Annotated in this window: 14 protein-coding genes and 1 tRNA gene; 7 read left to right on the top strand and 8 right to left on the bottom strand. The window is 67.9% G+C overall.

All coding sequences use genetic code 11. The annotated features are described in order from the left end of the window. Positions 1–7: 7 nt before the first annotated feature. Together IED13_RS18205 and IED13_RS18200 are read right to left on the bottom strand one after the other, a co-directional pair. Positions 8–1306: an alanine racemase gene (locus IED13_RS18205; RefSeq protein ID WP_191125003.1), complete on the bottom strand. Its 1299-nt coding sequence runs from the start codon at positions 1304–1306 to the stop codon at positions 8–10. A 140-nt stretch (positions 1307–1446) separates the two neighbouring features. Continuing rightward, positions 1447–2643, bottom strand: a complete 1197-nt coding sequence (locus tag IED13_RS18200) for an MFS transporter (protein ID WP_191125002.1) — start codon at positions 2641–2643, stop codon at positions 1447–1449. A 152-nt stretch (positions 2644–2795) separates the two neighbouring features. On the opposite strand from IED13_RS18200, the gene IED13_RS18195 reads away from it, so the two are divergent. Then, positions 2796–3551 carry an AraC family transcriptional regulator gene (locus IED13_RS18195; protein ID WP_133565991.1) on the top strand — a complete coding sequence of 252 codons (756 nt, stop codon included), beginning with the start codon at positions 2796–2798 and terminating at the stop codon, positions 3549–3551. A gap of 99 nt (positions 3552–3650) precedes the next feature. Here the strand turns inward: IED13_RS18195 and IED13_RS18190 are convergent, their stop codons facing one another. Continuing rightward, positions 3651–5057: an MFS transporter gene (locus IED13_RS18190; RefSeq protein ID WP_191125001.1), complete on the bottom strand. Its 1407-nt coding sequence runs from the start codon at positions 5055–5057 to the stop codon at positions 3651–3653. A 139-nt stretch (positions 5058–5196) separates the two neighbouring features. On the opposite strand from IED13_RS18190, the gene IED13_RS18185 reads away from it, so the two are divergent. Continuing rightward, complete coding sequence (locus tag IED13_RS18185; protein WP_142022210.1) at positions 5197–6117, top strand: LysR family transcriptional regulator; 921 nt, start codon at positions 5197–5199, stop codon at positions 6115–6117. A gap of 13 nt (positions 6118–6130) precedes the next feature. Here IED13_RS18185 and IED13_RS18180 read toward each other — a convergent pair whose 3' ends face one another. The 5 genes from IED13_RS18180 to IED13_RS18160 form a co-directional block, all read right to left on the bottom strand. Then, positions 6131–7285 carry an ABC transporter ATP-binding protein gene (locus IED13_RS18180; RefSeq protein ID WP_191125000.1) on the bottom strand — a complete coding sequence of 385 codons (1155 nt, stop codon included), beginning with the start codon at positions 7283–7285 and terminating at the stop codon, positions 6131–6133. A gap of 28 nt (positions 7286–7313) precedes the next feature. Continuing rightward, positions 7314–8141, bottom strand: a complete 828-nt coding sequence (locus tag IED13_RS18175; RefSeq protein ID WP_038366856.1) for a carbohydrate ABC transporter permease — start codon at positions 8139–8141, stop codon at positions 7314–7316. Then, positions 8141–9088: a carbohydrate ABC transporter permease gene (locus IED13_RS18170; RefSeq protein WP_112763805.1), complete on the bottom strand. Its 948-nt coding sequence runs from the start codon at positions 9086–9088 to the stop codon at positions 8141–8143. The genes IED13_RS18175 and IED13_RS18170 overlap by 1 nt, the downstream gene beginning before the upstream one ends. A gap of 4 nt (positions 9089–9092) precedes the next feature. Further along, the gene (locus IED13_RS18165; RefSeq protein WP_113254420.1) at positions 9093–10325 is read right to left on the bottom strand and encodes an extracellular solute-binding protein; all 1233 of its coding nucleotides are present in this window, start codon (positions 10323–10325) and stop codon (positions 9093–9095) included. A 702-nt stretch (positions 10326–11027) separates the two neighbouring features. Next, positions 11028–11117, bottom strand: a tRNA-Ser gene (locus IED13_RS18160). A gap of 245 nt (positions 11118–11362) precedes the next feature. Between IED13_RS18160 and IED13_RS18155 the strand changes: the two genes are divergently transcribed. The 5 genes from IED13_RS18155 to olsB all read left to right on the top strand — a co-directional run bounded on the left by IED13_RS18155 (position 11363) and on the right by olsB (position 17369). Further along, positions 11363–11683: a hypothetical protein gene (locus IED13_RS18155; RefSeq protein WP_191124999.1), complete on the top strand. Its 321-nt coding sequence runs from the start codon at positions 11363–11365 to the stop codon at positions 11681–11683. Positions 11684–11764: 81 nt separating this feature from the next. After that, entirely contained in the window at positions 11765–12421 is a 657-nt protein-coding gene (msrA, locus tag IED13_RS18150; protein WP_112763795.1) for a peptide-methionine (S)-S-oxide reductase MsrA, read from the top strand. A 127-nt stretch (positions 12422–12548) separates the two neighbouring features. Continuing rightward, positions 12549–14087: a YifB family Mg chelatase-like AAA ATPase gene (locus IED13_RS18145; protein ID WP_038366872.1), complete on the top strand. Its 1539-nt coding sequence runs from the start codon at positions 12549–12551 to the stop codon at positions 14085–14087. A gap of 141 nt (positions 14088–14228) precedes the next feature. Beyond that, the gene (locus IED13_RS18140) at positions 14229–16310 is read left to right on the top strand and encodes an ATP-binding protein (RefSeq protein ID WP_191124998.1); all 2082 of its coding nucleotides are present in this window, start codon (positions 14229–14231) and stop codon (positions 16308–16310) included. 99 nt (positions 16311–16409) lie between these two features. After that, on the top strand, positions 16410–17369 hold the full coding sequence (olsB, locus tag IED13_RS18135; RefSeq protein ID WP_051988394.1) for a l-ornithine N(alpha)-acyltransferase: 960 nt from the start codon (positions 16410–16412) through the stop codon (positions 17367–17369). Positions 17370–17376: the final 7 nt, after the last annotated feature.

Genomic DNA, 17376 nt, shown 5'->3' with positions numbered 1-17376 from the left:
GCCCGCCTCAGCCGAAATGGGTGCGCAGGACGCGCGAGACGGTGCCGTCCTCGCCGAGGCCGAAGATCAGCCGCCAGCGATCCAGGCAGGTGCAGGGATGGGAGATGCCGAGGCAGAGCACGTCCCCGACCTTGAGCCCGCTCTCCGGCGGCAGGCGCAGGAAGCCGTGCTGGTCGTTGAGCTTCTCGACCGTGATGCCTTGGGCTGCGCCGGCGATCTCCGTCCCGTCCCGGTGGACGGACAGAAGCACCGGCAGCCCCTGATCGAAGGAGACGTCGCGCATGCCGAAGCCGGCGATGGCGAGGCCGGTTTCCGGCCGCGACAGCACCTCGGCCCAGAGCCGCAGCGCCGGGCGGAACGCCTCGGCGGCCTTGAGCGTCGCGCCGCCGATGGCGAGGCCGCCGCGCGCGTCGAGCGCCGCGAAGGCCCGCGCATAGACGCCATGGTCGGCAAAGAAGATCGCGCCGCTGCGCAGGAGCAGGGTCGTCTTGCCGTCCGCCGCGACGATCGGGGACAGCGCCGCGACGACGAGGTCGAAATAGGCCGAGCCGCCGGCGCTGAGGATGAGCGAGGCTTCCGGCTCGGCCGCCCTGACGGCGGCGAAGGCGGCAGCGGTGCGCGTCATCAGCCGGGCGATGGCCGCCTCGGTCGCGACCGGGTCCGGACCGGCGACCGCACCTTCATAGGTGGCGACGCCGGCCAGTCTCATGTGGGGCCCGGCCGCGCGGATGGCCGCGATCACGTTTGTCACGGCGACATCGTCACGCGCCCCGGCGCGGCCATCACCGATCTCGACGAGGACGGGCAAGCCCGTCCGCCCAGCGGTCTTGGCGGCGATGGCGAGGCTCGCCACGGCTTCGGGGCTGTCGGCGAAGGCGCAAAGCTCGACCTGCGGATGGGCGGCGAGGAGCGCACCGAGGCGCCGGCCGGCGGCCGCGCCGCCGATCTGGTTGGCGAGCAGCAATCGCGTCTCGCCCGCCTGCATCAGGACTGCAGCCTGCTGGAGATTGGCGACGGAAGCGCCCCAGGCGCCGGCGTCGCGCAATTCGGCGACGATCTCGGGCGACATCGGCGTCTTGGCATGCGGCGCCACCTGAGCGCCATGGTCAGCCAGATAGCGGAAGAACAGGTCACGATTGGCGCGCAGCGCCGCCTCGTCCAGCGTCAGCGCAGGCAGCGAAAGATCGCCGCGGCGCGGGTCGAGCCGCTTCTGCGAGAACTGTGCGGCTGGCACCGGCTCGACGAAGGGCACGCCGCGAAGGGTCGCGTCCAAGGCGGGCTCAGTGTTCGCACCACTTGTCTGCATCGCGGCTTACCCCTGCGTTTTGGGGGCCATAGCACCGGCGAAGCTTTATGACAACGTTGTCATCAAAGATTTCCACGCGTCCGAAGGCACCCGCCGGTTGGTCCGGGGTGCCTTCGGGGTGGAGATCCGTGGTCGGGTTTCTATTCGGCCGGGGCGGCCTGCTTCGCAGGCGCGCTCTGCGCCAGCCAGTAGAAGGCGACGGAAGCCGCCCAGACGATCAGGCCGAACAGGGCCGCGGCACCCAGCACCAGCCCGAAGCCGCCTTGCGCATGGAGAACCGCCAGCATCGGCACCACGAAGCCGCTCACGGTGAAGCCGAGGAAATAGCGCACGCTGAATGCCTTGGCGCGGTGCTGGGCTGGCACGTAGCGGGCGACCATCGCGTCGTTGACGACCACCTGCCCATAGATCGCGGTCATCGTCAGGGTGAGGCCGAGCAGCAGCGGGATGCCCTGTGTCATCGCGGCGATGACGAGGCCGATCGGCTGCAGAAGGGCGAGGCCGACGAACAGGGCCGGCAGCGTATAGCGGTCGACGAGCCGGCCCATCAGCCACTGCGCCCCGGCGCCGAAGATGAAGACCAGCGTCGCCAGCGAGCCGATCAGCGCCAGCGGCATGTCCAGCCCGAGCCGCTCGTCGAGGATTTTCGGCAAGGCGATGGTGGTGAGGTTGAAGGTCATGCCGCCGGCGATGACGGCGATGGCGAAGACGACGAGAAGGGTTTTGGGGCGGCTCAGCGGGATGAGGTCCGCCTTGCCCGTGCGGTTTGCATGCGGTTCGCCGTCGCCGGGAACGAGCATCAGGAAGGCCGCTCCGAGGGCGAGGCAGACGAGGCCCGGCAGCACGAAGGCGGCACGCCAGCCGAGGCTCGCGGCCAGCAGCGCGGTGACGCCCGCCGCGGAAGCCGCGCCGAGATTGCCCCAGACGGCATTGACCCCGAGGTCGCGGCCGAGCTGGCGGGCATGATTGACCAGCATCGTCGAGCCGACCGGATGGTAGATCGCGGATGCCACGCCGAGAACGAGCAGCCAGGCCGCGAAGGCCATCGGCTGGCTGGCGCTGGCGACGCCCAGGCAGGACAGGCCGTAGCTCAGGAAGAAGACAGCGAGCATGTTGCGCCGGCCGAAGCGGTCCGAGAGCCAGCCCATCGGCAGGGAGCACAGGCCGAAGGCGACGAAGGCGCCGGTCGCGAGCCCGATCAGTTCGGCATAGCTCAGGCCGGTCTGGGCCGCGATGGCGATCACCGCGGTCGGGTAGATGAGCAGCACGAAGTGATCGAGCGCATGCGCTGCGTTGACGAAGAGAAGCGTGCGCTTGGACAGCGTCTCGGGGCTCATGGGAACACTCGGCTCCATCGGACAGAGAGTGACGGACACGCCGGCCCGGTTGTTCAACCTGGTCGCGTCCGGCTTTGGGGAGGGATTTTGTAACTTGACCCGATGTGTCCTGTCGGGTCGTTTACGGGGCAATCGGGCCAAATGGAATCGCGATGCACGGCGACAGCGCTGCCTATCAGACCGTTCCGCGCGCGGTCGCAGTCCTGCCGAAATCCTACGCGGCGGGCGCGGCCACGGGGTGGCACAGCCATCCGCGCGCGCAATTGCTTTACGCGACCTCCGGCCTGACGCTGGTGACGGCAGAGGACGGCACCTGGATACTGCCGCCGCAGCATGCGCTCTGGATCCCGCCCGGGCTTTTCCACGATGTCAGGATGCATGGCCGGGTGTCGATGTGCTCGGCCTATGTCACCCCGGAGGCGGTCGGAATCCTTCCGAAGGGCTGCCGCGTGCTGGAGGTGACGCCGCTGCTGGCTTCGGCGCTGGTCGCGCTGGCGGCCGAGCCGATGCTTTACGACGAGGGCGGGCGCGGCGGGCATCTCGCCGCCCTGATCCTCGACGAGATCGGGCGGGCGCCGGAAACGCCGCTGACCTTGCCCCTGCCGCGCGATCCGCGTTTGCGGCGCGTCTGCGAGGCGCTGCTGAAGGACCCCGCTTCGGCCCTGGACATCGACGCCTGGGCGGAGCGGGCCGGGGCGAGCCGGCGCACGCTGACCCGCGGTTTCCGCGCCGAGACCGGCATGAGCTTCGGCGACTGGCGGGCGCGGCTGCGCGTCGTCAGGGCGCTCGCGCTGGCGACGGATGGTTGCCCCCCGCACCAGATCGCCCGCGCGGTCGGTTATGCCGATCTGCGCGCCCTTCGGACCGCCGCCCGGCGCATCCTGGGAGGCGTCGAGCTCTCTTGGTGACGGGAAGCGCTCCGGCCGGAAGCTTCCAGCTCCATCACGCAGTCATTTTCCGGACCTGGTACCGGACCGACGGTGGAGAGGCCGTCCTTCGGGATCGGCTCAGGAGGCCCGGATCTCCGCCGTGTCGCGCTCGATCCGCATCGTGCTGACCAGTCCTGCGACCAGGGCCAGAACGGCGCTCACGGCAAGGCCGATCCGGGGCGCGGCCGCCGATGAGGTGAGCGTGAACAGCATCGCCATGATCACCGAACCCAGTGTCTGCCCGAGAAGGCGGGCCGTGGCTTGCATGCCCCCGGCCGAGCCGCTGCGCTCGCGCGGCGCCGAGAGCAGCATGTTGCGGTTGTTCGGCGTTTGAAAGATGCCGAAGCCGAAGCCGCCCAGCATCAGGAACGGCACCAGCGGCCAGGGATCCTTCTGGATCGGCCAGAGAGCGACGAGCGCAAGCCCAAGGGCAAGGAAACCGCCGCCGGCCGCGCAGAGCAGGCCGGTGGAGAACCGATCGGACATGCGTCCGGAGAGAGGGCCGGCAATGGCCACGACGAGAGGCCAGGGCGTCATGTAGAGCCCGGTGGTGAAGGCATCCAGATCGAGGCTGTGCTGGAAGTAGAAGGGCAGCGCGATATAGCTCGCCATCTGACCGGCGAAGCAGCACACGGACGCAATCACCGAAATGCGGAAGGGGCGGCTCGCCAGGAGATCGAGCGGGATGAGCGGCGCAGGGCGCGGCATCTCGCGCCTCACGAGAGCCGCGAAACTCGCGACCGATGTCACGAGCAGCGCAGCGGCCAGCCCGGGCTCGCTCGTGATCCGGTCAACGCCGAGAACAAGGGACGCGAAAGCCGTCGCGTTGAGTGCCACGCTCGCCATGTCGAGCGTTCGGCGCGAGCCCGCAGGCTGCGGCAGCGCCAGCGCGGCGAGGAGCACGATCGCGCCGATCGGCAGGTTGATGGCAAACAGCCATTGCCAGCTGGATATGACGAGGATGGTAGAGCCGACCGTCGGCCCCGCCGCCGCCGACAGCGCGATCACCGTCGCATTCCAGCCGATCACCGCGCCGACCAGGCGGTGGGGATAGGTGAAGCGCATCAGCGCGATCCCCAGCGCCATCACGGCCGCGCCGCCAAGCCCCTGGATGAAGCGGGCCGCGATCAGCCACGGCAGCGATGGGGACAGTGCGCAGAGCAGCGAGGCGCCGGTGAAGATGAAGACCCCGGCCGTGAAGGTTCGGCGGAGACCCCAGCTTTCTCCCAGCGCGGCGCAAGGCAGCAGGGCCATCACCAGGGCCATCTGGTAGCTGCTGACGACCCAGACCGATGCGGCAGGCGAGACCTGGAACGAGGACGCGATCGTCGGCAGCGCGATGTTGGCGATGGCGCCGTCGAGGACGACCAGCACCATCGCCGCCATGATGGCCAATGTCGCATAGGAGCGGCGGGGCGCCGGCAATCCTGCGTCCCCGGCCGTCGCGCCATCGAAACTCCGGGTCGCTGGGGCTGAATGGGTCATCATGTTTCCTGTTCTCGGTCGATCGAGGACAGGATACAGATGGCCAGGCATGGCGGAACGCGCAGGGAACGCAATTTATCCCTGCATCAGGCGCCATGTCTCAGTTCGGAGGCGGATGGCCTCGCCAGGGTTTGCGTGAATGTCGTCCCATCCAGACTTCAATCTGCTCGCTGCCCTGGACGTGCTTCTCGCCGAGGGAAGCGTCGCGGGCGCAGCCAGGGTTCTCGGCTTGAGCGACTCCGCCATGAGCCGGACCCTGCTGCGTCTTCGCACCGTAACGGGTGACCCTTTGCTCGTTCGGGCCGGCCGGAGGCTGGTGCCGACGCCGCATGCCCTGGCGCTTGGCGCACGCGTCAGGTCGCTGACCGACGAGGTGAAGGCCGTCCTGCGGCCGGCCGATCGCGCGTTGGATATCGCCGGTCTCGAGCGCGTTTTCACCCTCCGCGCCAATGAAGGTTTCGTCGCGACCTTCGCAGCTCCGATCGTCGCGGCGGTCACCGAAGCGGCGCCGGGCGTGACACTCCGCTTCGCGCCCAAGCCGGACAAGAATGTGCGCTTCCTGCGCGAGGGGATCGTCGACCTCGAGATCGGCGTGCTTGGCGATAGCGCGCCGGAGATCAAGGTCCAGACCTTGTTCCGGGACCGCTTTGTCGGAATCGTCCGGAAAGGACATCCATTGGCACAGGGCGAGGTCACCGCCGCGCGTTACGCGGCGTTTGGTCATGTCGTCACCTCTCGCCGCGGCCGAACGCATGGTCCGGTCGACGCCGCTCTGGAAGCGCTGGGCTTGCAGCGGCGCGTCGTCGTTGTCGTGCCCGACTTTCCGGCGACGATGGCGATCGCCGCGACTTCGGATCTTGTCGGGCTGGTGAGCAGATCATTCGTTCGCGCGGGAGCCGACAAGAGCCTGCTCCATGAATTCGACCTGCCCGTGCAGACAAGCGCGATCACGATCTCCCAGATGTGGCACCCGCGTTTTCATGCGGATCCCGCCCATGGCTGGCTAAGAGAAACGGTTCTGTCCGTTTGCCGGTCTCATCTGGCGGCCAGCGAGGCCTGAGCTTCGCTCTTGCCTAGATGCGCTGACCGGTCGAGCGCGAGAACAAGACAACCTCCGACAGGTCGAGCCCGACAGATACAGCTGCTCCGGGCTGAAGGTCGCTGTATCCCTGAACCGTCGCCATGATCTCTCCGGGCACGGCTCCCTCCTCGTCATGCGCCGTGGCGCCGTCCGACAGCTTCACGGCGACCACGGACTCGGCTCCGACGTGCTCGACGAGACTGACGGTACCGGCAAGGCCGCCGCCGCTGGCCGAAGCATCCGACAGGCTCAGCGCGTTCGGCCGGATGCCGAGAAGGATGTTGTCACCCGCGACATCGGCCAAGGCTGGGGGAAGCGGCAGGCGCGCCTTGCCGATGCAGATCGTTCCGTTGTCGATGCGGCCTTCGATCAGGTTCATCGGCGGCGTGCCGATGAAGCGCGCGACATAGGTGTTGGCCGGCGAGGTATAGATCTCGCGCGGCGTGCCGAATTGCTGGATCACCCCGTCGCGCATCAGGGCGATGCGCGTGCCCATGGTCATCGCCTCGACCTGGTCGTGCGTGACGTAAACGAAGGTGCCTCCGACGCGCTGGTGCAGCCGCGTGATCTCCGCCCGCATCGCCGAGCGCAGCTTGGCGTCGAGATTGGAGAGCGGCTCGTCCATCAGGAAGACTTCCGGCTGGCGCACCATGGCGCGGCCGAGCGCGACGCGCTGGCGCTGGCCGCCCGACAATGTGCGCGGATAGCGGTCGAGCATCTCGGTGAGCGATAACGTCTTCGCCGTCTTCTCGACGAGATCGCGCACGGCGGGCGAGCGCTCGATCTTCCGCTTGGCGAGCCCTCCGAGGAAGGGGATGTGGAACCACCATTTGAACTGACGCATGATCAGCGGGAAGGCGATGTTCCGGCGCACCGTCATATGCGGATAGAGCGCATAGGACTGAAAGACGAAAGCCATGTCGCGCGCGCTCGGCGGCAGCCGGTCGACGCGCCTTCCGCCGAGATGGATCTCGCCCGAGGTCACCGTCTCGAGCCCTGCCAGCATGCGCAAGAGCGTGGACTTGCCGCAGCCCGAGGGCCCCAGCAGAACGAGGAATTCGCCGTCCTCGACCTTCAGGTCGACATCGGCGATCGCGACCTTGTTGCCGAAATGCTTGGCGACGTGATTGAGCGTGATCGAGGCCATTCGTGTTCTTTCTCAGCCCGGTGCTTTGTCAGCCCTTGACGCTGCCGGCGGTCATGCCGGCCACGACATAGCGCTGGACCATCAGGTAGAAGGCGACGGCGGGCAGCGTGTACATCACGCCGATCGCCATGACGGTGTGGATCGGGGTCGAGAGTTCGCCAACGAAGCTGGCGAGGCCGACGGAGGCGGTGCGCAGCTCCTGGCTGAGGATCAGCGTCTGGGCGAAGACGTATTCGTTCCAGCCATGGAAGAAGGCGATCACCGAGGCGGCGGCGAGCGTCGGTGCCACCACCGGCAGCACGATGCCGAGAACGATGTCGAGCCGCGAGCAGCCGTCGATGCGGGCCGCCTCCTCGATCTCCAGCGGCACGCCGTCGATGGCGCCCTTCAGGATCCAGGTGATGACCGGCACCGTGAAGGCGGCGTTCGCCAGAATGAGGCCGCCCAGCGTGTCGAGCAGCAGCAGCTTGGCGAAGATCGCATAGAGCGGCACCACCAGCATCGCCTCCGGCAGCATCTGTGTGGCGAACAGCACGAATCCGAGCACGCCCTTGCCATGGAATCGGAAGCGCGAGAGCGCATAGGCCGGCAGGATGGCGAGCAGGATCGACAGCACCATGGTGCCGACGGCCACGATCGCGCTGTTCCTCAGCCAGAGCAGCACGCCGGTCTTGGCGAAGGTCTCGGCATAGTTGAAGGCCTGCGCCGGGTCGGGAAGCATCTGCGGCCGGTCGGCGAACAGGTTCGCCGAGGAGGTCAGCGAGGTGACGACCATCCAGTAGATCGGAAACAGCGCCGCGCTGAGCAGCACCATGATCAGCGCCATGCGCAGCGCGTGGGAGGCAGGGGTTTTCATCAGCGGCGCCCCTGCGCGCGCTCGGTGCGCTGCGTGTACCAGAAGTAGACGAAGGTCACGACGAGGGCGATGCTGAGCCCGATCATGCCGACGGCCGCCGCTTCGCCGAGCTCGCGGGCGACGAAGCCACGCGTGTAGAGCTCGATGACCAGCGTCTTGGTCGCGCCGATCGGCCCGCCCTGCGTCATCACCCAGATCAGGTCGAAGCGGCGCAGCGACCAGATCGTGACGAACAGCGCGAGCAGCGCCACCGTCGGCTGGATGGTCGGCCAGACCGCGACCTTGAAGATGCTGAAGCGGTCGGCGCCGTCCATCTGGGCGGCCTCGCGGACTTCCTCCGATACGCCCTGCAGAGCGGCGAGCAGCACGACGGAGGAGAAGGGGAAGATCTGCCAGACCGTTGTGAACAGGACCGCCGGCAGCGCGAGCTTGGGATTGTCGAGCCAGCTCTCATAGCCGACCTCGAGATCCATCAGCTTCAGCACGTGGTTGAAGATGCCGTATTGCGCGTTGAGCATCCAGGCGAAGATGGTCGCGACCGCCACCGGCGGGGCCGCCCACGGCACCGTGACGAGCGCCCGCGCCAGACCGCGGCCGCGGAACGGCCGGTCGAGCAGCAGCGCGGCGCCGAGCCCGAGCGAGATCGCGAAGACCACGCAGGCGATCGTATAGATCAGCGTGGTCCAGAGCACGGAGGCGAAATCGCTCGAGGTCGCCAGGTCGTGGTAGTTGCGCAGGCCCACGAAACGGGCGTCCTGCGGCGCCAGCAGCGAGCTCTGCTGAAAGCTCAGCACGAACTCGCTGACCAGCGGATACCCCTGGAACACCGCCAGATAGAGCGCGACGGGCGCGATGAAGAGATAGGGCGTCCAGCGGCTCTCCCGGTCGCGCCCACCGCTCTGCGGAGGGCGGCCGGCCGCTGCCGTCGCCGGGCTGGCGGTGCTCATGCTCTTACTGCCGCTCGATGCGCTTCAGCGCCAGGGACTGCACCTCGTCCATGGTCTTCTGCACGTCGGCATTGCCGACGAGGATCTTCAGCACCTGCTCGACGACGATCTGCTGGATCTCCAGCGTCTTGGTTTCGAAGCCGAGCACGAGCTGCGGCAGGGCATAGGGAGTCTGCGCGTCGTAGACGCCGAGCCAGGGCGCGCGTTCCAGATCGGCCTTCGGCCGCTCGACCGGGGTGGCGACGCTGGCGGCGCCGAGGATGCCTTGCAGCTCGCTTTGCGCGGCCGGCTGCAGCATCCAGTTGATGAAGACGCCGCAGGCTTCCTTGTTCTTGGTGTTGGCGTTGACCGAGAGAGAGGTCAGGATCAGGCCTTGCTGGCGGTTCGGGAAGGGGGAGGGCGCCGCCTTGAAGCCGAGATTGGGGTTCTGCGCGGCGAAGATGCCGGCGACACCGCCATTGTCGATGTTCATGGCGATCTTGCCTTCCCAGAACATCCGCCGATAGGTCGCCGCATCCGCGCCCTTCGGGATCACGCCGGCATCATAGACCTGCTTGTAGGCGGTGATCGCCTCGACCACCTTCGGGCTGTTCAAGGTGAGCTGCTTGCCGTCGGCCCAGTTGCCGCCGAAGCCGTAGACATAGTTCGTCATGTCCTGCCAGAAGCCGGAGCGTTCCGGCATCGTCGCGCGGAAGGCGTAGCCGAAATTGCCTTTGCCGGTGGCGGCCTTCGCCGCGGCGAGGAATTCCGGGAAGGTCTTCGGCGGCTCGCCGCCCTGCAGCAGCGCCGGGTTGTAGATCAGCTGGTAGTTGGCGAGCTCGAAGACGACGCCGTAGCGCTTGCCCTCGACATTGAGGAACTTGTCCGGCGCCTGGAAGGTGTACTTGCCGGCATCGACGAGGTCGTCGATCGGCAGGATGCGCTTGGCCGGCAGCGCCGCGAAGAAGTCGGTCTGGTCGAAGCGCACGAGGTCCGGGCCGCCACCGCCGCCCATCTGGGTGAAGACGGTGTTGGCGAGCTGCGAGAACGGGATTGCGACAGGCTGGACCTCGACCTTGTCCTGCGAGGCGTTGAACTTGTCGATCCAGGCCTTGAGCTTGTCGCCGCGGCCGGCCTCGGCGAAGGTCGCGGCGGCGAAGGTGATCGTGGTCTTGCCCTGGCCGAAGGCGCGGGTGGCGCCGAGCGCCGCGGTGGCGCCGGCGGCTGCCAGAACGGCGCGGCGGGTCAGTGTCGTCATGGCTTCCTCCGATTGTCCCGTTGCCCGGGCTAGTTTTGATCGCCGTGAGGATCGCCGCCGCCAAAGCACGCGCAACCGGCGACGACGGACGCACGGCGGGGAGCGATGACAGCGAGCAGAGCTCACATGAACAGTCGAGGAGATGGGGTTCAGCCGCCAAGCGGCGGCTTCTTGAATCTCCCTGGAACTCCGCGCTTCTTCGCCTCGAAGGCGTGGCGCGGTGAAAGGCAAGCCTAAACATTTTGTAACATTTTACAAGAGCTCAAAGACCGGCGCTGCTGGTCCTCCTGTCTCGAAGCCTGAAATGAAAATCTGGAGAAGGCGCGAGAAATCGGCTCAAGGACCAGGACGCCACGATCCGGATCCCTTTGGCGTCGGCAACCTCAGCCGGGAGCCTCGCCTTCATAGCCTCATGTCGTAGCCGGATTGACCCCGTGGCCGCGCCGGTGATCCGCTGCCCGATCGGAAATCGATGCGGCGGCACAGCCGCTCCACATGTCAGCCTCCAGAAAGCTCGGCAGCCTTCGCAGTCGGCGCGCTCCGAAAGCGGCGCCGATCGCCGAGGCCGCAGCGAGGCTCGGCCACCGACAAGCTGAGAGCAGCAGGGACGGATGCGTACCGGGTCAATCGTCGAGGCAAGCGTCGGGTAGAGCGCGAATATCTGACAATAATGTCAGATAAATCAAGGTCTTGACGGGATGCTGGCGGACAGGGCGGGATTCGAACCCGCGATACGGTTTCCCGTATACACACTTTCCAGGCGTGCGCCTTCAACCACTCGGCCACCTGTCCGGCGGGCTGCTTATGACCGCCGGGGCGTAATCTTTCAAGGGCCGAGTCGCAGGGTTTTCACAATCCCTTGCGATCAGGCCGCCGGCTCCGCCGTTCGCCCGCCTCGCGAAGCGATGCGCGCTTGGCGCGATCCGGCGGAAATCGTCCCGGGCGGGTTGCGCTCGGCGGGCAGCACACGCACATCTCTGGTCGGCGCGGTGGCAGGCCGTGCCAAAGGCGAAGGCGTGGACGCAGAGGGCTGAGCTGTGCGGTTTCTGGTCAGGCTTGTCGGATATCTTCTCGTCGCCGCGGGCTTTATCGTTCTGGTCATCGATGGTGCGCGTTCGATTGCGAATGCGCTGCTGCGCTTCACCACGGTGGGTGATGTCCTCGCGGCGCTGCTGCACGAGCGCTATCGGCTGCTCGGCCCGATGATCGAGCGCGACATCCATCCCTTGCTATGGGATCCGGTGCTGCTCTCCGTGATGCAGGCGCCGGCCGCGCTCGTGGCGCTCCTGGTCGGCTTTGCCCTGCTTTGGCTCGCCCGGCCACCCGAGCCCCGGATCGGGATCGTCACGCGTCGGTGAACGGGCTGCGACGCGGCATCCTGTGCAGAGGCCGTTTCGATGCTTACATAAGACGTCGAGTTGAACGGAACGGAGCCGACGATGTTCTCCCTGCGCAAGAAGACTTCACTGCCGACCGCGGCCGAAGCGCTGCCCGGGCGCGCCGCGGCGATCCCCACCGCCGAAACCCATTTCGTCAACGGCCATCGCCTCGCCGGCCCTTATCCGGAAGGCCTGCGCCAGGCCGTGTTCGGGCTCGGCTGCTTCTGGGGCGCGGAACGAAAATTCTGGCAGATGGGTGACGGCGTCTGGGTGACGGCCGTCGGCTATGCCGGCGGCGAGACCCCGAACCCGACCTATGAGGAGGTCTGCAGCGGCATGACCGGCCACACCGAGGTCGTGCTCGTCGTCTACGATCCGGCCAAGATCTCCTATGAGGATCTGCTCAAGGCCTTCTGGGAGAATCACGACCCGACCCAGGGCATGCGCCAGGGCAATGACATCGGCACGCAGTACCGGTCGGCGATCTATGTCTTCGACGACGCGCAGCGTGCGGCGGCCGAACGCTCCCGCGACGAATACGTGAAGGCGCTGGCGGCGAATGGCTACGGGCCGATCACGACCGAGATCCGCGAGGCGCCGCCCTTCTATTTCGCCGAGGACTACCACCAGCAATACCTCGCCAAGAATCCGGCCGGCTATTGCGGCCTGGGCGGAACGGGCGTCGCCTGCCAGATCGGCCTTGGCGTCCACGCCTGAGGCGAAAGGATCGGAGTTCCGGGGAAGGGCGCCGTCAGCGGCGCCCTTTTTCGTATGGTTCTCTATATGTTCTTGCGCCGGACCTGAAGCTCCGCTAGCGTTTCGCTGGGGAACGGGGTGGGCTGAGATGGTGACGCGGGTCGCGACGGTGGCGTTCGAGGGCATCGAGGCGCGGGCCGTCGACGTGCAGGTGCAGGTTTCCTCCGGCAGCGTCGCCTTCGTCCTCGTCGGCCTGCCCGACAAGGCCGTCGCCGAAAGCCGCGAGCGGGTCAGGGCGGCTCTCATCGCCTCGGGGCTGGCCCTGCCGGCCAAGCGCATCACCGTCAACCTCGCGCCGGCCGATCTGCCGAAAGAGGGCAGCCATTACGACCTGCCGATCGCGCTCGCCGTGATGGCGGCCATCGGCGCGCTCCCGCCGGATGCCCTGGCCGGCTACACCGTGCTCGGCGAGCTCGCTCTCGACGGCTCGATCGCGGCCGTCGCCGGCGTGCTGCCTGCCGCGATCGCGGCCTATGATCGCGGGCAGGGGCTGATCTGCCCGGCTTCGACCGGCCCGGAGGCGGCCTGGGCGGCGGCCGATATCGACATTCTGGCGCCGCGCTCGCTGATCCAGCTCGCCAATCATTTCAAGGGCACGCAGGTGATGGCGCGGCCCGAGCCGGCCGTGGCGCGCCAGAGCGGGGCCTTGCCCGATCTCGCCGACATCAAGGGCCAGGAGAGCGCGAAGCGCGTGCTCGAGATCGCGGCGGCCGGCGGCCATAATCTCGTGATGAACGGGCCGCCCGGCGCCGGCAAGTCGATGTTGGCGAGCCGCCTGCCTTCGATCCTGCCGCCGCTGACGCCACGCGAGCTTCTGGAGGTCTCGATGGTGCTCTCCGTCGGCGGTCATCTCGCCGGCGGTGCCCTGACCGATCGGCGCCCTTTCCGCGCGCCGCATCACTCGGCCTCGATGGCGGCGCTCGTCGGCGGCGGCCTGCAGGCGAAGCCCGGCGAGATCTCGCTCGCCCATCACGGCGTGCTTTTTCTCGACGAATTGCCCGAGTTCCAGCCGCAGGTGCTCGATGCGCTGCGCCAGCCGATGGAGACCGGCGACGTGCTGATCTCGCGGGCGAACCATCGTGCCGTCTACCCTGCGCGCTTCCAGCTCGTCGCGGCGATGAATCCTTGCCGCTGCGGCAAGGCGACGGAGCCGGGCTATGCCTGCCGGCGCCAGCCGAACGAGCGCTGCATGGCGCAGTACCAGGCCCGGATTTCCGGCCCGCTGCTCGACCGGATCGACATCGCGATCGATGTGCCGGCGGTCACTGCCGCCGACCTCATCCTGCCGGCCGCCAGCGAGGGTTCCGCCGAGGTGGCGGCGCGCGTCGCGGCGGCGAGGGCGCTCCAGGGCGCGCGCTTCGAGGCGCTCGGGCTTGGCCACGTCACCACCAATGCCGCCTGCCCGGGACCGGTGCTGGAGGAGATCGCCCGTCCCGACAATGCCGGCCTTGCCCTGCTGAGGGATGCGGCCGAGGCGCTGCGGCTCACCGCCCGTGCCTATCACCGCGTGCTGAAGGTCGCGCGCACGCTCGCCGATCTGGACGGCGAGGCGAAGGTCGGCCGGCTGCATCTCGCCGAGGCGCTGTCCTATCGCACGCGCGGCGGGGAGCTGGCGCAGGCGGCGTAGAGAAAGCCCGGTCCTGCGGTTTTCGGAAAAAGCCGGGCTGCCCCGCAAGCCCCCCAAGGTTAAGCCTTGCTTGAAAGCTGACGGCAAAATCGCGCTTTCCTCAAGCGGCTTTTTTCAGGGCGGCGGCCTTAGACGGGGAGCATGGCTCTCTCGTCCTGGACATGGTTCGTCATCGCTGCCGCCGTCATCGTCGCCCTGCTGGGAACGGGCGGCGTCCTCGCGCTGAGACAATTGGCGCGCGCACGCCGCCAGCTCGCATCGCTCACCCATGAGGTCGAGACGCTGAACGACCAGCTCTGGACGCTGGCCGACAGCGAGCAGCGCTATCGCAGCCTGGTCGAGGCTCAGGGCGATTTCATCGTCCAGCGCGACGGGGCCCGCATCATCTACGCGAATACCGCCTATGCCGCGCTGTTCGGTGCCGAGGAGAACGATCTCGTCGGCAGCGAGGCGCAATTGCCGCAGCTCGCCTCGCGGGCGCTGCGGACGCTCGACGGCGGAGCCCGCAGTTTCGACGAATGCCTCGCGACCTATGTCGGGGAGCGCTGGATCGCCTGGATCGAGACGGCGGTTCCAGGCCCAGGCGGCCGCACCTTGATCCAGCGCGTCGGCCGCGACATCTCCGCCCGTATCGCCGATGAGGACGCGCTGGTCGAGGCGCGCGCCCGGGCCGAAGCCGCCAATGAGGCGAAGTCGCGCTTCCTCGCCACGGTGAGCCACGAATTCCGCACGCCGCTGAATGGCATCCTCGGCATGTCCGATCTGCTGGCCGATACCGGCCTCGATGGCGAGCAGTCGACCTATGTCCAAGCCCTGCGCATCTCCGGCGAGGCGCTGCTCGCCCTCGTCGACGACATCCTCGACTTCGCCAAGGTGGAAGCTGGCCGGCTGGAGCTCGTCGAGGAACCCTTCGATGTCGTCCAGCTGGTCGAGACGGTCTCCGAGCTGATGGCGCCCCGGGCCCAGGCCAAGGGAATCGAGCTTGCGGCCTATATCGCGCCGGAACTGCCGGCGCAGCTCGTCGGCGATCGCGACCGCCTGCGGCAGATCCTGCTTAATCTGGTCGGCAACGCCGTCAAGTTCACCGATGCCGGCGGCGTCGGCCTGAGCGTGCGGCGGGTGGGGAGAATGGTCGAGATCCTGGTCTCCGATACTGGGCCCGGCATTCCGGCGGACAGGCTCGAGGTCATTTTCGGGGAGTTCGAGCAACTGGACCATGGCCCCGGAATCCGCCATGCCGGTACCGGCCTCGGCCTCGCCATCGTGCGGCGGCTGGTCGGGCTGATGGAAGGCGAGGTCCGGGCGGAGAGCCGCCTCGGCGAGGGCGCGAGCTTCCGCGTGATCCTGCCGCTGGCCGCGGCGCCGGGCGCCGAGACGGTGCCGATCCCGCACTGGCCGGAGCAGCATGTCCTGCTCGCTTCTCCCGCGCCCTTCGCGGCGCGCTTCCTGTGGGAGTCGATCCGGGCCACGGGCGCGGCGGTCTCCGTCGCGGCCTCCGTGGAGGCGGCACGGGCGACCCTTGCCGGCGAACGCCCGGTGACCGCGGTGCTGATCGACCATGCGCTCGGCGACGGCGCGGCGAAGGAGCTGGCGGAAACGGTGCGGGAGGCGGGCATCCGCGATTGCCTGATCCTGCTGTCGTCCCTGGCACGGCGCCAGTTCGGCTCGCCGCAGGCCGCGGGATTCTCGGGCTTCCTCATCAAGCCCGTCCGCGCCCGCTCGCTCTATGAGCGGCTGGGTACGCGCTTTCCCCAAACCTTGCCGGCTACAGGCAAGAGCCAGGCCGCCAGATCGCCGGTGCGCAAGCCCCTCAACATCCTCGTCGCGGAGGATAACGAGATCAATGCGCTGCTGCTGACGCGGACGCTGGAGCGTCTCGGCTCCTCGGTCATCTGGGTCCGCGACGGGCGCGAGGCCCTGCAGCGGATCGAGGCCAGCCTCGCCGGCGCGGCCGCGCCGCTCGATCTCGCGCTTCTCGATATCCGCATGCCGGCGATGACCGGCCTCGACTGCGCTCGCGCCGTGCGGACGCTGGAAGCGGAGCGTGGCCGCATCCGGCGCTTGCCGCTGCTGGCCGTCACGGCCAATGTTTCGGCGGCGGATCGCGAGGCCGCGCTCGCCGCGGGAATGGATGATTGTCTCGCCAAACCGCTCGAGCGCGCGGCGCTGCTGCGCTGGCTCGATCACCTCGGCAAGGAGGCCTCGCGGACATTGTCGGCTTGACGGGCGTCACCGCTTCGACGCAGTTTTGTCGCGAAGTTGTAAGATGCGCGGAGCAAGCCTTCCCGGATGCCGGAAGCGGCTTAGAGGGTGAGACAGGCGATGGCATTGCACGTTTCTGAGCGATCGAACGCGCTGCCGGCCCGGTTTTCCGCCGGCAATCCCCTGCTTTCGCGCCTCGCTCCGATGATGCTCATCACGGGCGGGGCGATGCGCCGTTACGGATTGGAAGCCGGCGAATCAGCGCCGCTTTCGGGGAGCCTGGGTCGGCTCGGCTCGCTCGAAGTTAGGCTGGCGCGCGGCCCCCGCGAGATCTGGCGCGCGCAGCGGCTGCGCTACCGCGTCTTCTATCAGGAAATGTCGGCGAAGCCTGACGTGGTCGCCCGCATGTTCCGCCGCGATGCCGACCGCTTCGACAAGGCCTGCGATCATCTGCTCGTCATCGATCACGCGGCGAAGGGCCGTTTCGGCGGCATCAAGCCGAAGGTCGTCGGCACCTACCGCCTGATGCGGCAGAGCGCGGCGAATCGGCTGGGCGGCTTCTATACGCAAAGCGAGTTCGATCTCGCGCCCCTGCTGGCACGCCATCCCGGCCAGCGCTTCCTCGAGCTCGGCCGCTCCTGCGTGCTGCAGCCTTACCGCAACAAACGCACCGTCGAGCTGCTCTGGTCTGGTATCTGGGCCTATCTGGAGCATCACCGCATCGACGCCATGTTCGGCTGCGCCTCCTTCGACGGCACCGACCCTGACGCGCTCGCCTTGCCGCTGAGCTTCCTGCACCACCATGCCCGCTCGCAGGGCGAATGGAGTGCTGAGGCGCATCCCGAGCATCTCGTCGGCATGGACCGGCTGCCCGCGGAGATGGTCGACTACAAGCTCGCGCTGAAGCAGATGCCGCCGCTGATCAAGGGCTATCTCAGGCTCGGCGCCCGCTTCGGCTCCGGCGCGGTCATCGACCGCCAGTTCGGAACGACCGACGTGCTCGTCGTGCTGCCCGTCTCGGCGATCGACAGGCGCTATGCCCAGTATTACGGCGGCGAGAACTCGCGCTACGCCGCCTGACGGCCGT

The sequence above is a fragment of the Allobosea spartocytisi genome (genome assembly GCF_014764685.1).
Classification (GTDB): domain Bacteria; phylum Pseudomonadota; class Alphaproteobacteria; order Rhizobiales; family Beijerinckiaceae; genus Allobosea; species Allobosea spartocytisi.
Note: the sequence above shows the minus strand (reverse complement) of the source record. Positions and strands in the feature narration are given on the sequence as shown.

Coding starts and splice junctions, on each gene's coding strand:
- IED13_RS18205 (WP_191125003.1), bottom strand. CDS start 1,306: ATGCAGACAAGTGGTGCGAACACTGAGCCCGCCTTGGACGCGACCCTT.
- IED13_RS18200 (WP_191125002.1), bottom strand. CDS start 2,643: ATGAGCCCCGAGACGCTGTCCAAGCGCACGCTTCTCTTCGTCAACGCA.
- IED13_RS18195 (WP_133565991.1), top strand. CDS start 2,796: ATGCACGGCGACAGCGCTGCCTATCAGACCGTTCCGCGCGCGGTCGCA.
- IED13_RS18190 (WP_191125001.1), bottom strand. CDS start 5,057: ATGACCCATTCAGCCCCAGCGACCCGGAGTTTCGATGGCGCGACGGCC.
- IED13_RS18185 (WP_142022210.1), top strand. CDS start 5,197: ATGTCGTCCCATCCAGACTTCAATCTGCTCGCTGCCCTGGACGTGCTT.
- IED13_RS18180 (WP_191125000.1), bottom strand. CDS start 7,285: ATGGCCTCGATCACGCTCAATCACGTCGCCAAGCATTTCGGCAACAAG.
- IED13_RS18175 (WP_038366856.1), bottom strand. CDS start 8,141: ATGAAAACCCCTGCCTCCCACGCGCTGCGCATGGCGCTGATCATGGTG.
- IED13_RS18170 (WP_112763805.1), bottom strand. CDS start 9,088: ATGAGCACCGCCAGCCCGGCGACGGCAGCGGCCGGCCGCCCTCCGCAG.
- IED13_RS18165 (WP_113254420.1), bottom strand. CDS start 10,325: ATGACGACACTGACCCGCCGCGCCGTTCTGGCAGCCGCCGGCGCCACC.
- msrA (WP_112763795.1), top strand. CDS start 11,765: ATGTTCTCCCTGCGCAAGAAGACTTCACTGCCGACCGCGGCCGAAGCG.
- IED13_RS18145 (WP_038366872.1), top strand. CDS start 12,549: ATGGTGACGCGGGTCGCGACGGTGGCGTTCGAGGGCATCGAGGCGCGG.
- IED13_RS18140 (WP_191124998.1), top strand. CDS start 14,229: ATGGCTCTCTCGTCCTGGACATGGTTCGTCATCGCTGCCGCCGTCATC.
- olsB (WP_051988394.1), top strand. CDS start 16,410: ATGGCATTGCACGTTTCTGAGCGATCGAACGCGCTGCCGGCCCGGTTT.